Genomic DNA, 16,363 nt, shown 5'->3' on the forward strand with positions numbered 1-16,363 from the left:
GATCACTGCATGGCAAAGCGTGACTTCTACGAAGTTCTGGGGGTCCGGAGGGGCGCCTCGGCCGAAGAGCTGAAGAAGGCTTATCGCACCAAGGCCAAGGAATTCCACCCGGACCGCAACTCGGACAACCCGAAGGCTGAATCGCAGTTCAAGGAAGTGAACGAGGCCTATGACACGCTGAAGGACCCCGACAAGAAGGCAGCCTATGACCGCTACGGCCATGCAGCCTTCGAAGGCGGGCGCGGCCAGGGCGGCGGCTTCCAGCAAGGCGATTTTGCCAGCGCCTTCTCGGATGTCTTCGATGATCTCTTCGGCGATATCATGGGCGGCGGCCGGGGCGGCGGCGGCCGTCAGCGCGCGACACGCGGCTCGGACCTGCGCTACAACCTGCGGATCAAGCTGGAGGATGCCTACAGGGGCATGACCCGGACCATCCAGGTCCCGACCTCGGTTTCCTGTCAGGCCTGCAATGGCACCGGCGCCGAAGGCGGTTCGGAGCCGCAGACCTGCCCGACCTGTTCCGGCATGGGCAAGGTCCGGGCGCAGAACGGTTTCTTCACCGTCGAACGCACCTGCCCGACCTGCTCGGGCGCCGGCCAGATCATCAAGAACCCCTGCAAGAGCTGCCACGGCACGGGCCGGATCGAGAAGGAACGGGCCCTGTCCGTCAACATCCCGGCCGGTGTCGAGACCGGCACCCGCATTCGCCTGGCCGGCGAGGGCGAGGCCGGAATGCGCGGCGGACCTTCGGGTGATCTCTACATCTTCATCGAAGTCGATGCCCATCCGATCTTCCAGCGCGAGGCGACCAACCTCTATTGCCGGGTGCCGGTCAGCATGACCTCGGCGGCGCTCGGCGGCGACATCGAAGTGCCGACCATCGACGGCGGCCGCAGCCGGGTGAAGATCCCCGCCGGCAGCCAGTCGGGCACCCAGATGCGGCTGCGCTCCAAGGGCATGCCGGCGCTGCGCGGCGGGGCACATGGCGACATGTTCATCGAGCTGGCGGTGGAAACCCCGGTCAACCTGACCTCGCGCCAGAAGGAACTGCTGCGCGAATTTGCCGGCGAAGCCTCGGACAACTCGCCCGAAAGCGCCGGATTCTTCGCCAAGGTGAAGAGCTTCTGGGACGGGATGAAGGGCTGAACCGGATCGGTCGGGGCCCCTGGGGCCCGTGACCCGGCCAACGCCCGAAGCACCGGCCTGCGAAGCTCCGATCCTCCCCGATCCGGTCGAGCGGCTGCGCCGCAAGACCATCGTGTTGCGCCCGCTGCCGGCAGCGGGCGCCGGCGCCTCCCGCGGGAGTATTTGCGACCCAAAGATGCCGGCGAAGCCACGTTAGCAGTTCGTTAACCGCTCTTGCGCAGACTCGGGCCATGTCCCGCCCGCCCGCCTTTGCCGAAATGCCGCTGCCGCTCTTCGGGGATGCAGACGAGGCGCCTGCCACGCCCCTGCCGCAGCGCCTGCCCTCCTATATCGCCGACCATCGCAAACGCCTGCGCCAGCGCTTCGTCGAAGGCGGCGCCGGGGCGATGCCGGATTACGAACTGCTGGAACTGGTGCTGTTCCGGGCGATCCCCCGGCAGGACGTGAAACCCCTGGCGCGGCGGTTGCTGGACGCTTTCGGCGATTTCAACCGGGTGCTCTCGGCCCCCGCCGACCGGATCGCCGGCATCGAAGGTGCCGGGCCCGCCGTGGTGCAGGAGCTGAAGATCGTCGAGGCCGCCGCGCATCGGATGGCCCGGGCCCGGGTGATGCGGCGGCCGGTGATTTCCAGTTGGGACGCGGTGCTGGACTATTGCCACACCGCCATGGCGCATCGGGAAACCGAATCCTTTCGGGTTCTCTATCTCGACCGCAAGAATGTGCTGATCGCCGACGAGGAACAGTCCTGCGGCACCGTGGACCATGTTCCCGTCTATCCGCGCGAGGTGGTGAAGCGGGCGCTGATCCTGAACGCCTCGGCGCTGATCCTGGTGCACAACCACCCCTCGGGCGACCCGACCCCCTCGGACAGCGACGTGGCGATGACGGCGCAGATCGAGTCTGCCGCCCGGGCGGTCGGCCTGTCGCTGCACGATCACCTGATCATCGGCAAATCGACCGAACTGTCATTCCGCTCCGCCGGCTACATCTGACGGCGGCCGCTGCGGGAACCGCCAGACCTCGACCCGGCGATTGATCCGGGCGCCCCAGTCGTCGCCGTCGCAGAGGATCGGCAGCGCCTCGCCATAGCTGGCGGTGCCGAACTGCACCGCGCCCGGGGCCAGGTCCGGTGCGGCGCGGCGGACCATCTCCAGCACCAGCTCGGCGCGCTGCTTGGCCAGCCGGGCATTGCCGGCGGCATCGCCATTGCCGTCGGCGAAGCCCAGGAACTCGATCCGCGAGCCGTCATAGGCGCCGCTCTCCAGCGCCTGCGCCAGCACCGACACCGCCGAGCGCGACGGCACATCCATCTCGGCCGTGCCGTCGAGAAACCGGAAGGTCGGCGTCAGCCGGGCGCCGGGGGCCAGGTGATCGACCAGGATCTGCAGGGTCGAGAGCTGCACCTCTGGGCCGGCCTGGCTGATCGCCTGCGCCAGCCGCCGACCCTGGGCGTCCAGCGGCACCTCGAGAATGCCCTGATCGACGAAACCGGCGCGGCGGATCACCGGTTGCGCGGCCGGCGACAGAAGGAAGTCCAGGAACTCGTTCAGCGCCGCCGGCCGGTGCCGTTTCGGGCGATAGAGCATCAGCGGCGCGGTCAGGGGATAGTCGCCGGTCTTCAGGGTGGCGACCTTCGCGGTGCTGCGCAGCCCGCAGCTGCCCTGCAGCGCCGCGGGTTTCGCATTGCCCAGCCGGGCATAGGAGCCCAGTGCCAGGCCCTGCGGGTCGGCCGCCACCGCCGCGGCCAGCACCTCGGGCGCCACGGCCGGCACCAGGACCGGCAACCGGACCATGGCCGGGGTCGGGCCGGAGCCGGAGCGGATCAGATGGATCGGCCCCGGCTTGCCGCCGAGCGCCTCCCAGTCATCAAGCTCGCCGGAGAGCGCCGCGACCAGCCCGGCATAGGGCAGGGCGGTCAGCGGGTTCCCGGGGGCGACAAGCGGCACCATGGCATCCAGCGCCAGCACCTGGCCCTGATCCGGGGCCGAGAGATCCCCGACCCCGGCCTCGCGACCCCGCGCGACCTCCTCGGCGGTGGGCGGCCGGATCGACATGGCGATATCGGCGGCGCTGACCAGCAGGTCGGCAAAGCCCTCTTCCGAGGAGGTCAGCGCAAAGTCGAGCCGCAGCCAGCCGGGCCCGTCCGGTCCCTTGCTCAACAGATAGGAAAAGCGGCCATCCTCGCCATCCTCGCGCCGGGCGGTCAGGCCCCTGCGCGCGGCGAAGGCCTCGACCAGGGCCGGCAGCAGGACCCGGCCGATCTCGGGCGCCCCGGAAATCCGGGCGCCGGGCACGAAATGCTGCGGGTCGGGGCAGGCGGCCCCCAGGCAATCGACCCTGGCGCCATCCAGCGTCAGCTCGCCATGCTCCGTGTCCAGCCTGTAGAAGCTGCCGTCATAGCCCAACAGGCGGCCCTGAAGCCGCAGGGCGCCGTCGCGGGCACTCAGGGTAATGTCTTGCGCTGCGGCGGCGGCAGTCCAGAACGACAACGCGGCGCCGATCAGCGCCGCGCCCGTCCTACGCATGTGATCTCCGGGAAGGTTGCGGCCTATTTCGCCGCGATCTTCAGAGTGTCGAACAGATTGTTCAAGACCAGGAAGTCCCCGATCGCATCGCAATCCGGCACCGACAGGGTGACATCCACAGGTTTCGGCGTTTCTCCGCCCATGATCGTCACGGTATGACCGGCGATTTCCCTGCCGCAGCTGCCGGCCGTCACCTCGGCCTCCAGGCTCAGCCGCACCACGCCGGACCGGGTCGCCAGACCTGCCGGGAAGGTGTAGATCTCGGCCATCACCGGCGCCGCCACATCCGCATTGCCGAGAAGGGTCAGGAACCCGCCGCGCCCGGCAGCGGCCAGATCGACCGATCCCGGATTGCCGCGCCAGACATGCCCGGCCTGATCGTAGTCGGCGCCGAATTCGAAGGCATGCAGTTCCAGCGCCGCCTGTCCGGACCAGGTCACGGCAATACGGTCATAGCCGGCCAGTTCCGGGACCTCGATCCGGGTCTGCATCTCTGCGGAGCCGGGCAGGGTCGCGGTGAATCGCGCCGGGCTTTCCAGCGCCGGCACCGCCACGGAGATGGCGCCATCGGCATCGGTCAGGGCCTTGAACGATACCCCGCCATGCGTAATCCGGGCCTCGACAAATGGATTGCAGGGCGCGGTCAGGGTGAGTTGCACCATGGCGGCCGCCGCGGGCGTGGCGGTCAGCTTCGGGCTGCAGTCGGCGGCGGTCATCGGCTGGGCCGGCGCAATGTCGGACCTGATCTCGGGCGTCAGCGGTGACGCATCCGACGCGGTTTCCAGCGCCGCGACGCGATGCTCCTCGGGCGGCTCCAGCCGGTCCGGTGCCGGGAGGTCCGGCCGCAGCTCCGAGACGCCGGGAATGAAGGACAGGCCGGCCTCCACTTCGATCCGCGGGATCGGCGGCTCCCCCGGCGCGGTCAGCGGGCCGGGCGTGTCTGCGGGCATCGCAACCGCTGCCACGGCATCCGCGCCGGCATCCCCCATGCCCATCCGGGCCGCAATGGCGTCGCTGTTCTGCATGACATGACCGGTTGCCGCAGCGATGGTCAGCACCGTGGCAACACGAATGTATCTGGGTGAAATCCTCATCTCGGCCTCCGTTCCCCGACAGGGTTGTGAACAATCTGGCCGTGGATTCGGGCATTCCTGCGCCGCAAGGGTGGAGATTTGGCGAAAGGGATTTGCGTCGCACCCCTAGGGAATGGGGTTCGGGGATATCTGCAATCCAGATGTCGGGATCAGGGTCGCAAACCCGGCACAATTGTTGCCGGGTTCATCGTTGTCGGATCAGAAACGACCGTGGCAATGCTTGAACTTCTTGCCCGATCCGCAGGGGCAGGGGTCGTTGCGCCCCGGCTCGCCCCAGGTCTTGGGATCGTTCTCGTCGAAACCGGGCCGCGGCGACGTGGCCTCTGCCTCGGCGGTTGCGGCGGCGCCCACCATCGCCGGCTGCGCGGCACCCGGCGCCGGGTTGGTCACTGCACCCGCCGCGCCCGCTGCGGCGGCCTCTGCGGCCTGGCGCTGAGCGGCCTGCTGCTGGATCAGCTGGCGCATCATCGCCTCTTGCTCTTCCTTCGAGATCGGCCGCACCACCGCCAGCCGCGCGGTCACCGTCTCGCGCAGGCTGTTCAGCATCGACTCGAACAGTTCGAAGCTCTCGGTCTTGTATTCGTTCAGCGGATCACGCTGGGCATAACCACGAAAATGGATGACCGAACGCAGATGCTCCAGCGTCAGCAGATGCTCGCGCCATTTCGCATCTACGGTCTGAAGCAGAACCTGCTTCTCGATCTGCCGCATGGTCTCGGCGCCGAAATCGGCGGTCTTCTTGGCCATGAACTCGTCCGAGGCCTTGTACAGGCGCTCGCGCATCACGTCCTGATCGACGCCATCCTCTTCGGCCCAGGCGATGACCGGCACATCGATACCGATCTTCTCGATGGCCGCGGCATAGAGCCCTTCGGCATTCCACTGGTCGGCATAGGTCTTGGGCGGCAGGAATTCATCGACGAGATCGTCGATCACCTGGTGCCGCATGTCGGCCACGATATCCGAAAGATCGGCGTCTTCCATGATCTCGCGCCGCTGGGCGAAGATCACCTTGCGCTGATCGTTCATCACGTCGTCGAACTTCAGCACCTGCTTGCGCATGTCGAAGTTGCGGCCCTCGACCTTGGCCTGGGCGCGCTCCAGCGACTTGTTCACCCAGGGGTGCACGATCGCCTCGCCTTCCTTCATGCCCAGCGACGACAGGATCTTGTCCAGCCGTTCCGAGCCGAAGATCCGCATCAGGTCGTCTTCCAGCGACAGGTAGAACGAGGATTTGCCGGGATCGCCCTGACGGCCCGACCGGCCGCGCAGCTGGTTGTCGATGCGGCGGCTTTCATGGCGCTCGGTGGCCAGAACGAAGAGACCGCCGGCGGCGATCACCTTGGCCTTCTCTTCGGCGTGCTGGGCCTCGATCTTGGCGCGCAGCTCGTCGGGGTTGGCCTCGGGGTCGGCGGCCAGCGCCTCCAGCACCCGCATGTCGACATTGCCGCCCAGCTGGATGTCCGTGCCGCGCCCGGCCATGTTGGTGGCAATCGTCACCGCGCCATAGGTTCCGGCCTCGGCAATGATCTGGGCTTCCTTCTCATGCTGGCGGGCGTTCAGCACGTTGTGCTTGATCCCGGCCTTGTCGAGCAGGCCGGACAGGAACTCGGATTTCTCGATCGAGGTGGTGCCGACCAGAATCGGCTGGCCCTTGGCGTGGCACTTCTTCACCTCTTCGACGATCGCGTCGTATTTCTCGCGCGCGGTGCGATAGACGCGGTCATGCTCGTCCACCCGGGCGATCGGGCGGTTGGTCGGAACCTCCACGACGCCCAGCTTGTAGATCTCCTGGAATTCCTCGGCCTCGGTCAGCGCGGTGCCGGTCATCCCGGCCAGCTTGTCGTAGAGCCGAAAATAGTTCTGGAAGGTCACGCTGGCCAGGGTCACGTTCTCGGGCTGGATCTCGACGTCTTCCTTGGCCTCGATCGCCTGGTGCAGCCCGTCCGACAGGCGGCGGCCCTGCATCATCCGGCCGGTGAATTCGTCGATCAGCATCACCTCGCCGTTGCGAACGATATAGTCCTTGTCCCGGGTGAACAGCTTGTGCGCCCGAAGCGCCTGGTTCACGTGGTGGACGACGGTGGTCGATTCCGGGTCATAGAGCGTCTGCTCCGGCGGCAGGATGCCGCGCTCGTGCAGCTGGGTCTCGAGAAACTCGTTGCCCTCTTCGGTATAGGTGACGTTGCGGGTCTTTTCGTCGAGCTTGTAATGCTCGTCGGTCAGCAGCGGGATCACCTCGTCGATGGTGCGGTAGAGGTCCGACCGGTCCTGGCTGGGGCCCGAGATGATCAGCGGCGTCCGGGCCTCGTCGATCAGGATCGAGTCGACCTCGTCCACGATGGCAAAGGCATGACCGCGCTGGTTCATGTCCTTCAGCTCGGATTTCATGTTGTCGCGGAGATAGTCGAAACCCAGCTCGTTGTTGGTGGCATAGGTCACGTCGGCCTTGTAGGCGGCGCGTTTCTCGGCCTCGGGCTGCTGCGGATAGACCGCGCCGGTGGTCAGGCCCAGGGCGCCGTAGACCTTGCTCATCCACTCGGCATCGCGGCGAACCAGGTAGTCGTTGACGGTGACGATATGCACGCCCTTGCCCGTCAGCGCGTTCAGATAGGCCGGGAAGGTGGCCATCAGGGTCTTGCCTTCGCCGGTCTTCATCTCGGCGATATTGCCCTGGTGCAGGAAGATGCCGCCCATCAGCTGCACGTCAAAGGCCCGCAGGCCCAGGGCGCGGCGCGCCGCCTCGCGGCAGTTGGCAAAGGCTTCCGGCAGCAGCGCATCCAGGCTTTCACCCTCCTGCGCCCGCTTTGCCAGGATTTCGGTGCGGCCCTTGATCCCCTCGTCCGTGAGCTTCGAGAATTCGTCTTCCAGCGCGTTGATTTTCGCGACCAGCGGCCGTATGGCCTTGATCTTTCGGTCATTTGGCGTGCCGAAGACCTTTTTGGCCAGTGTTCCGATACCCAGCATCTTTACCCTTCGACTTTCGACCGCCTGACAGCATCGTGTGCGGGGTTTGGCTTGCCCGCGGACCCTACCGACCCTATTAGGCTGAAAAGCGGTCAGACCCCGGCTCACGACTTGGGCGATGTAAGGGCCTGACCTCTAAGTGTCAACGCTGGCAGGGTCCGGCAACAATCAAGGATGTGTCAATGTCTCTCATTACCCGCACAACAGCCGTGGTCGCATTGGCCCTGGGCCTCGCCGCTCCGGTCCTGGCCGATGACGCACTGACCGCTGATACGGTTGTCGCAACGGTGAACGGACATGACATCACACTGGGCCATATGCTGGCGCTGCGTGCCGATCTGCCCGAGCAATACCAGACCCTGCCCGACGAGGTGCTGTTCCAGGGCATTCTCGACCAGGTGATCCAGCAGACCGCGCTCAGCGACATGATGACCGAGCCGACCCGGGCCGAGCAGCTCACCATCGAGAACCAGACCCGGGCCCTGAACGCCGGTCTGGTGATCCAGCGCCTGCTGAAGGTCGATGTCTCCGAAGAGGATCTTCAGGCTGCCTATGACAAGACCTACGCCGGGCAGGAGCCCGAAACCGAATACAACGCCTCGCACATCCTCGTGAAGACCGAGGACGAGGCCAAGGCGATCGTCGAAGAGCTGCGCAACGGCGCCGACTTTGCCGCCATCGCCAAGGAAAAATCGCTGGACCCGGGTTCGGGCGCCAATGGCGGCGAGCTGGGCTGGTTCGGCAAGGGCATGATGGTCCCGGAATTCGAGAACGCCGTGACCGGCCTGGAAATCGGGGCAATCTCGGACCCGGTCAAGACCCAGTTCGGCTGGCATGTCATCAAGGTCAACGATACCCGGGTGAAGGAAGCGCCGACGCTTGACGAGGTGCGCGACGAGCTGACCGCCCAGATCCGTGACGAGGCGGTGCAGAAGGCCATTGCCGAAGCCACCGACAAGGCCGAGGTCGTCCGCTCCGACATCGAGATCGACCCCTCTGTCATCAGCCAGACCGATCTGCTGAAATAGACACGGGAATCAGGAGCACGCGACATGGCCTCGAAGAAGGACTCCAAGGCATCGAAGAAGTCCGGGTCGAAGAAAAAGGCCAAGACCAAGGCCAAATCCAAGTCTGCGGCTCCGTCAAAGACCAGGGCGGCGGTGGTCTCTCCACTGGCGCCCAGGACCCTGCCCAAGCTGCCCCGGATCGCCGGGGTGCGCTTTGCCAGCGCCGAGGCCGGGGTCAAGTACAAGGGCCGCCGCGACGTGATGCTGGTGGCGCTGGACGCCGGCACGGTCATCGCCGGTGTCTTCACCAGGTCCGAAACCCGCTCGGCCCCGGTGCTGGACTGCCAGGCCAAGATCGGCGGCAAGAGCACCGGACCGGCGGCGATCATCGTCAATGCCGGAAACGCGAACGCCTTTACCGGCCGGACTGGCGTCAAGGCGACCCGCGCCGTCACCTCGGCCACCGCCAAGGCTCTCGGCATCGACGAGGAACGGGTGTTCTCGTCCTCCACCGGCGTCATCGGAGAGCCGCTGCCGCATGACCGGATCACCGCCAAGCTGGACGAACTGGCCGCCAGCCTCTCGCCCAAGGGCATGGAGGACGCTGCGCGGGCGATCATGACCACCGACACCTTCCCGAAGGTTGCCACGGCCCAGGCGGCCGGGGACGGCGGGACGATCACCATCGCCGGGATCGCCAAGGGCTCGGGCATGATCGCACCGGACATGGCGACGATGCTGGTCTATATCTTCACCGACGCGAAGATATCCCGGGCGCTGCTGCAACGCTGCCTCGGCAATCTGACCCGCAAGACCTTCAACGCGATCACCGTGGACAGCGACACCTCGACCTCGGACACGGTGCTCTTGGCGGCCACCGGACAGTCCGAGGCCGCGCCGATCACCGCCCTTGGCAGTCCCGCCGGCAAGGCGTTCCAGGAGGCGCTGCATGGCGTCATGCTGGACCTCGCCCAGCAGGTCGTGCGCGACGGCGAGGGCGCCACCAAATTCGTGACCGTCCATGTCGAAGGCGCTGCCAACGGCGACGATGCCCGCAAGGTGGCGATGGCGATTGCCAATTCGCCGCTGGTCAAGACCGCGATCGCCGGAGAAGACCCGAATTGGGGCCGTGTCGTCATGGCGGTCGGCAAATCCGGCGCCCGGGCCAATCGCGACAAGCTGAATATCCGCTTCGGCGATATCCTCGTTGCCGAGAACGGCTGGGTCTCGCCCGGTTACACCGAAGAGGCGGGCGCCGCCTACATGAAGCGCGACGAGATCGAGATCACCGTCTCGATGGGCGTCGGCCGCGCCAGGGATACCGTCTGGACCTGCGACCTGACCCATCGCTACATCGAGATCAACGCCGACTACCGATCGTGAGCCTGCCCATTGTTCTGGTCTCGGCGGTCGCGCTGATCGACCCGGATGGACGGGTGCTGCTGGCCCGCCGCCCGCCGGGCAAGTCGATGGCGGGCCTGTGGGAGTTTCCCGGCGGCAAGGTCGAAACCGGGGAAAGCCCCGAGGCCGCGCTGATCCGGGAACTGCACGAAGAGCTGGGGATCGAGACCTGGTCCTCCTGCCTTGCGCCGCTGACCTTTGCCAGCCACGCCTATGACTCGTTCCACCTGCTGATGCCGCTCTTCGCCTGCCGCCGCTGGCAGGGTCAGGTCACCGCCCGCGAAAACCAGACATTCGCCTGGGTCCGGCCCGCCGAAATGCGTTCCTACCCGATGCCGCCGGCCGATCTGCCCCTGATTCCCATTCTGCGGGATTGGCTGTGAAGCGAATTGGTCGCAATAATGGCCGAATTATGTCCAAAGATTGACGATCCGCTCCGGTCATGCGTTAATTGGAATTAACGAGCGTATCGGCGGGGGAGGCGATGCTTCGAACAATCACACTTGGCAGCTGCGTGCTTGTTCAGGGCACCTTCGTGCGCAAACTTTCCGACGGCCGGATCTCGGTGCGGGTGGGAAAGACGGTGTTCTCGGGCTTTCCGGTGACCGGCCAGGTCGCCGCCTGACAGCCGAAACCGCAAGACCTCAGCCCCGGAACGCGAAACCGCCGCACCCGAAGGCACGGCGGTCTGCAATTCTCTGACCGGAACGAATCGTCCCGACGCGCCTAGTTGAGCTCGCGCACGACTTCCTCGCGGGTGAAGAGTTCGATCACGTCGCCGGCGCGGATATCTTCGTAATTCTCGAAGGCCATGCCGCATTCCTGGCCCGAAGGCACTTCCGCAACCTCGTCCTTGAACCGCTTCAACGTCTTCAGCGTGCCCTCGTGGATCACCACGTTGTCGCGCAGCAGGCGCACACCGGCCGAGCGCCGCGCAACGCCTTCGGTGATCAGGCAGCCGGCAACCTTGCCGACCCCGGTGACCTTGAAGACCTCGCGGATTTCCGCGTAGCCGATGAAGTTCTCGCGAATTTCGTTCGACAGCAGGCCCGAGGCCGCCGCCTTCACGTCATCCACCAGATCGTAGATCACCGAGTAGTACCGGATCTCGACGCCCTTCTGGTTCGCCGCGTTCCGGGCACTGGCATTGGCCCGGACGTTGAAGCCGATGACCGGCGCACCGCTGGCCTCGGCCAGGCCGATGTCCGATTCGGTGATCGCGCCGACGCCGTAATGCAGAACCCGCACCCGGACCTCGTCGTTGCCGATCTTCTCCATCGACTGGACGATCGCTTCCGCCGAGCCCTGCACATCCGCCTTGACGACGATCGGCAGTTCGCTGACCGACTTGTCGGCCTTGGCCTTGGCCATCAACTGTTCCAGCGTGGTCGCCGCACCGGCGGCCGCACGCTTGTCCTTGGCCGCCTGCTCGCGATAGCTGGCGATCTCGCGGGCCTGGGCCTCGGTCTCGACCACGTTCAGCACGTCACCGGCTTCCGGCGTGCCGTTCAGGCCCAGAACCTCGACCGGAACCGACGGCCCGGCTTCCTTGACCCGCTCGCCACGGTCGTTCTCCATGGCCCGGACCTTGCCCCACTGCTCGCCGACGACGAAGATGTCGCCCTGGTGCAGCGTGCCCTTCTGGACCAGCACCGTGGCCACGGGACCGCGGCCGACGTCAAGCTGGGCCTCGATCACCGCACCCTCGGCGGCGCGGTTCGGGTTCGCCTTGAGTTCCAGGATTTCGGCCTGCAGGGCAATCGCCTCGAGCAGCTGATCCAGCCCCTTGCCGGTGATCGCCGAGACTTCGACATCCTGCACGTCGCCGGACAGTTTCTCGACCACGATCTCGTGCTGCAACAGGCTGGTGCGAACCTTGTCCGGGTTCGCGCCGGGCTTGTCGCACTTGTTGATCGCCACGATCATCGGCACATTCGCCGCCTTGGCATGGTTGATCGCCTCGACGGTCTGCGGCATCACCGAATCATCCGCGGCCACCACCAGCACCACGATATCCGTCACCTGCGCGCCACGGGCCCGCATCGAGGTAAAGGCCGCGTGGCCGGGAGTGTCGAGGAAGGTGAGCACCGACCCCGAATCCGTCGTCACCTGATAGGCGCCGATATGCTGGGTGATCCCGCCGGCTTCGCCCGACACGACCGAGGTATTGCGGATCGCATCCAGCAGCGAGGTCTTGCCGTGATCGACATGGCCCATGATCGTGATGACCGGGGGCCGCGGCTCCATGTCTTCGGGCTTGTCCTCGACGGTGTCGATCACCTGTTCCACATCCGCATCCGAGACGCGGACGGTCTTGTGACCGAATTCCTCGATGATCAGTTCGGCGGTATCGGCATCGATCGCTTCGTTCTGGGTCACCATCATGCCCATGTTCATCAGCGACTTGACCACCGCGCCGACACGTTCGGCCATCCGGTTCGCCAGTTCCTGCACCACGATGGTTTCGGGAAGCTGCACTTCGCGGACCTGCTTTTCGCGGTCCTGCTTGCCCATCATCTTCTGGCGCTGGCGTTCCTGCTTGCGCTTCATCTGCGCCATCGAGCGCTGACGCCCGCCTTCGCCGTTCAGCGCCTGGCTCAGGGTCAGCTTGCCCGAGCGGCGGCCCGATGCCTCGCGGGCGCCCTTGGAGCCCTTGTTGTCGGCATTGCGGCGCTCTTCGGCCTCGCGGTCGGCACGACGCGAGCCGGACCCCGGCTTCGATCCGCCCCGGCCGTCCTCGGCCAGCGGCTGCGCGGCGGCGGCATTGGTCGGGTCGGCGGCAGCCGCGCTCTTGCGCGCGGCCTCTTCGGCTTCGCGGGCCCGCCGGGCCTCTTCCTCGGCCTTCGCCTTCAGCGCTTCCTGGTGTTCGCGTTCTTCGCGTTCCTTGGCTTCGAGCTCGGCCCGACGGCGCTCGCGCTCCTTGGCGCGCGCCTCCTCTTCGGCCTTGCGCCGCGCCGCGTCCTCGGCTTCCCGCGCCTTGGCGATCTGCAGCGCCTGGATCCGACGCTCGAGCTCGGCGTCGGAAATCCCCGCCGGACGCCGCGACGGGTCGCCCGTCACGCGGCCAGAGCCGGAACCGCCCTTGCCTTCGCCGGGTTTCGGAACCACGACGCGCTTACGCTTGGTCTCGACAACAACGCTCTTTGTCCGACCGTGGCTGAAGCTCTGCTTAACATGGCCGGGCTGAGAGCCGCTCCGCAGCCCAAGCGTCTTTTTGCCGTCGGTATCGCTCATGTGGTCGTCTTATCCTTTCCGGCGCGTGCCGCACCGATATCCGAACGGACACCAGCGAGCCGCGCGGCGTCCTCTATCACCCGTCGTGTGAGTCCGCCAGCCGCAAGCGCGGCATGTATCACACTTTCTCGGCCAAAAGCCAAACCCAATTCATCACTCGTCAGGCATCCGAAGAACCGTCCGCCTTCCGGCGTCCAGAGTTTCGACTTGCCCCGCTCGGACCCGTCCGAGGCCTGCAACAACACTTTGGCCCGGCCTTTGGCGAGCCAATCCTTGACCTTCTCGAACCCGGCCACGGCCAGGCCCGCCTTGCGCGCCATCGAGACCAGCTCGACCAGACGTCGCGTCAACTGGCGCTCGACCGCGTCCACCAGCCCATCGGGCACCACGACCGGGGCCTTGGCGGCCCGGGCAAAAAGCCCGCCTTCGGCCGCCTTGGTCAGGCTGGCGCGATCCGCGCCGACATAGATACCACGACCCGGCAGCTTGCCCAGTATATCCGGGACAACCTGACCTTCCGGGCCGATGACGAACCGGATCAAACCGGCCTTGGGCCCCGAATCCCCGCTGACGATGCAGCGGCGCTCGGCCTCGTCGGTCTCTTTCCTGCGCCCGCCCCGGGTCATGTTCCTCCGAAGCCCGCGATCAGGCTTCGGCCTCCTGTTCGGTTTCCGCTTCCTCGCCTTCCGCCTGGGCTTCTGCCTCGGCCTCCAGCTCGGCCGGATCGACCCATCCCAGCATGATTCGGGCGGTCATGACCATGTTCTGCGCTTCTTCCAGGCTGACGTCGAATTTTTCGAGCAGGCCCTCGTCCTTGACCCGCTCGCCATCGACCGTGGTCCAGCCGCCGGCCAGCTCCCAGTCCGCACAGGTTGCAAAGTCTTCCAGCGTCTTGATGCCGTCTTCGGCCAGCGCCTCGATCATCTGGGGTGTCAGGCCGTCGAATTCAACCAGGCTGTCCTCGACACCCAGTTCGCGGGCATGGTCCAGGGCCGCCTTGTTGGCCGCTTCGATATTGTCGCGCGCCCGGGCCTGCAACTCGCTCGCCGTACTCTCGTCAACGCCTTCGATGACCAGAAGTTCCTCGACATCGACATAGGCCACCTCTTCCAGCGAGGTGAAGCCTTCCGAAACCAGGAGCTGGGCGAAGAACTCGTCCACATCCAGCGTTTCCATGAACAGCTTGGTGCGCGCGGCGAATTCGGCCTGCCGACGCTCGGATTCGTCGGCCTCGGTCATGATGTCGATGTCGAGCCCGGTCAGCTGGCTGGCCAGCCGCACGTTCTGGCCGCGCCGCCCGATGGCAAGGCTCAGCTGCTCGTCCGGCACCACGACCTCGATCTTGCCGGCCTCCTCGTCGATCACCACCTTCGAGACCTCGGCGGGCTGGAGCGCGTTGACCAGGAAGGTCGCCTGATCCTGGTTCCAGGGAATGATGTCGATCTTCTCGCCCTGCAGCTCGTTGACCACCGCCTGCACCCGCGATCCCCGCATCCCGACGCAGGCGCCGACCGGGTCGATCGAGTTGTCATAGGAGATCACCGCGATCTTGGCGCGGCTGCCCGGATCACGGGCCACGGCCTTGATCTCGATGATGCCGTCGTAGATTTCCGGCACTTCCATCTTGAACAGCTCGGCCATGAACTGCGGATCGGTGCGCGACAGGAACACCTGCGGCCCCCGCGCCTCGCGGCGCACGTCCTTGATGTAGCAGCGGATGCGGTCGTTCGGGCGATAGCTCTCGCGGCCGATCTTCTCGTTGCGGCGCAGGATGCCCTCGCCCCGGCCGATATCGACGATGACGTTGCCGTATTCCTCGCGCTTGACCTGGCCGTTGATGATCGTCCCGGCGCGGTCCTTGAATTCCTCGTACTGCCGGTCCCGCTCGGCCTCGCGGACCTTCTGCAGGATCACCTGCTTGGCCGACTGCGCCGCGATCCGGCCCATTTCGACCGGCGGCACCTCGTCGACGATCTCGTCACCGACCTTCGGATCGGCCAGAAACTGCTTGGCCTGCTCGACGGTCAGCTCGGCCTGGTAGTTCTCCAGCAGATCGTCCTCGACCACGGTGCGGACCCGCGTGAAGGTGGCCCGACCGGTCTTGCGGTCGATCTTCACCCGGATATCCATTTCCGAGCCGTAGCGGCTCTTCGCGGCCCGGGCGAGACTCTCCTCCATCGCCTCGACCACCAGGCCGGGGTCGATCATCTTTTCCCGCGCGACCGCCTCGGCGGTTTGCAGCAGTTCAAGCTGGTTGGCGGAAGTGATGGCCATTATTCAGTCCTCCTCGGAACCGTCATCGGTCGTTTCGATATCGTCGAACTGGCCCTCGTCAAACTGGCCAGAGTCCTTTTTCTGCCGCAGGGCCTCGCGGATCAGCTCATCCGTCAGGATCAGCTTGGCATCGCTCAGCCAGTCGAATTTCAGCCCGATGGTGACCTCTTCACCATTCTCGGGCAGCCGGATCAGCACCTCGTCGCCCTCGACCCCGTCCAGCATCCCGCGAAACCGGCGCCGTCCGTCGATCAGCTCGGTGGTCTCGACCCGCGCCTCATAGCCTTCCCAGGTCTCGAAATCCTTGAGCCGGGTCAGCGGCCGGTCGATGCCGGGGCTGGAGACTTCCAGCGTATAGGTCTCGTCCAGCGGGTCCTCGACATCCAGCGCCGCCGAGATCGCCGTCGAGATCCTCGCGCAATCGTCCACCTCGATACCGCCGTTCGGGCGTTCGGCCATGATCTGCACGGTCTTCTTCTTGCCGCCCAGCAACCGCACCCGCACGACCTCGAACCCCAGACCTTCGACGGTCGGGGCGATGATCTCGGCGAGACGCCGGTCGATGGCAGCTTTGGCAATCAGGTCGGTCATGTTCGATAGGGTCCAGAAACGCAAAACGGGCCGTAGCGGCCCGTTGATCTCTCCCGGTGGGCCATCCGGGTTTGGACCCCGGCAGCACCGCTGTTGAGGGGCATATACGGTGGCGGGCCCGAAT

13 protein-coding genes are annotated in these 16,363 nt (G+C 66.0%); 6 read left to right on the plus strand and 7 right to left on the minus strand.

What is annotated here, in order from left to right:
• Nucleotides 1–9 precede the first annotated feature (9 nt).
• Nucleotides 10–1,146, plus strand: coding sequence for a molecular chaperone DnaJ (gene dnaJ / locus NUW50_RS08940; RefSeq protein WP_258288755.1), 1,137 nt, complete (start codon nt 10–12; stop codon nt 1,144–1,146).
• A gap of 230 nt (nt 1,147–1,376) precedes the next feature.
• A complete protein-coding gene (gene radC, locus NUW50_RS08945; protein WP_258288756.1) occupies nt 1,377–2,138 on the plus strand; it encodes a RadC family protein in 762 nt (253 codons plus the stop codon).
• Here the strand turns inward: radC and NUW50_RS08950 are convergent.
• From NUW50_RS08950 to secA, 3 genes are all read right to left on the minus strand, one after another.
• Nucleotides 2,112–3,671, minus strand: coding sequence for a cell envelope biogenesis protein OmpA (locus NUW50_RS08950; RefSeq protein WP_258288757.1), 1,560 nt, complete (start codon nt 3,669–3,671; stop codon nt 2,112–2,114). The two genes, radC and NUW50_RS08950, sit on opposite strands and share 27 nt — an antisense overlap.
• 23 nt (nt 3,672–3,694) lie before the next feature.
• Entirely contained in the window at nt 3,695–4,765 is a 1,071-nt protein-coding gene (locus tag NUW50_RS08955; protein WP_258288758.1) for a hypothetical protein, read from the minus strand.
• A 198-nt stretch (nt 4,766–4,963) separates the two neighbouring features.
• Nucleotides 4,964–7,732 carry a preprotein translocase subunit SecA gene (gene secA / locus NUW50_RS08960; RefSeq protein ID WP_258288759.1) on the minus strand — a complete coding sequence of 923 codons (2,769 nt, stop codon included), beginning with the start codon at nt 7,730–7,732 and terminating at the stop codon, nt 4,964–4,966.
• 182 nt (nt 7,733–7,914) lie between these two features.
• On the opposite strand from secA, the gene NUW50_RS08965 reads away from it, so the two are divergent.
• The 4 genes from NUW50_RS08965 to NUW50_RS08980 all read left to right on the plus strand — a co-directional run bounded on the left by NUW50_RS08965 (nt 7,915) and on the right by NUW50_RS08980 (nt 10,765).
• A complete protein-coding gene (locus tag NUW50_RS08965) occupies nt 7,915–8,760 on the plus strand; it encodes a peptidylprolyl isomerase (RefSeq protein ID WP_258288760.1) in 846 nt (281 codons plus the stop codon).
• A 24-nt stretch (nt 8,761–8,784) separates the two neighbouring features.
• Nucleotides 8,785–10,122: a bifunctional glutamate N-acetyltransferase/amino-acid acetyltransferase ArgJ gene (gene argJ / locus NUW50_RS08970; protein WP_258288761.1), complete on the plus strand. Its 1,338-nt coding sequence runs from the start codon at nt 8,785–8,787 to the stop codon at nt 10,120–10,122.
• Between the two features lie 2 nt (nt 10,123–10,124).
• On the plus strand, nt 10,125–10,523 hold the full coding sequence (locus tag NUW50_RS08975; RefSeq protein ID WP_258289312.1) for a (deoxy)nucleoside triphosphate pyrophosphohydrolase: 399 nt from the start codon (nt 10,125–10,127) through the stop codon (nt 10,521–10,523).
• Nucleotides 10,524–10,624: 101 nt separating this feature from the next.
• Nucleotides 10,625–10,765, plus strand: a complete 141-nt coding sequence (locus NUW50_RS08980) for a hypothetical protein (protein WP_258288762.1) — start codon at nt 10,625–10,627, stop codon at nt 10,763–10,765.
• A 101-nt stretch (nt 10,766–10,866) separates the two neighbouring features.
• Here NUW50_RS08980 and infB read toward each other — a convergent pair whose 3' ends face one another.
• The 4 genes from infB to rimP are packed head-to-tail and all read right to left on the minus strand — an operon-like array spanning nt 10,867 to nt 16,239.
• Entirely contained in the window at nt 10,867–13,374 is a 2,508-nt protein-coding gene (infB, locus tag NUW50_RS08985; protein WP_258288763.1) for a translation initiation factor IF-2, read from the minus strand.
• Nucleotides 13,371–14,000: an RNA-binding protein gene (locus NUW50_RS08990; protein ID WP_258288765.1), complete on the minus strand. Its 630-nt coding sequence runs from the start codon at nt 13,998–14,000 to the stop codon at nt 13,371–13,373. The genes infB and NUW50_RS08990 overlap by 4 nt, the downstream gene beginning before the upstream one ends.
• Nucleotides 14,001–14,019: 19 nt before the next feature.
• The gene (gene nusA, locus NUW50_RS08995; RefSeq protein ID WP_258288766.1) at nt 14,020–15,648 is read right to left on the minus strand and encodes a transcription termination factor NusA; all 1,629 of its coding nucleotides are present in this window, start codon (nt 15,646–15,648) and stop codon (nt 14,020–14,022) included.
• Between the two features lie 3 nt (nt 15,649–15,651).
• Nucleotides 15,652–16,239, minus strand: a complete 588-nt coding sequence (gene rimP / locus NUW50_RS09000) for a ribosome maturation factor RimP (RefSeq protein WP_258288767.1) — start codon at nt 16,237–16,239, stop codon at nt 15,652–15,654.
• Nucleotides 16,240–16,363: the final 124 nt, after the last annotated feature.

The organism is Frigidibacter sp. ROC022 (assembly GCF_024723735.1).
In the GTDB taxonomy this organism is placed as follows: Bacteria; Pseudomonadota; Alphaproteobacteria; order Rhodobacterales; family Rhodobacteraceae; genus SLM-1.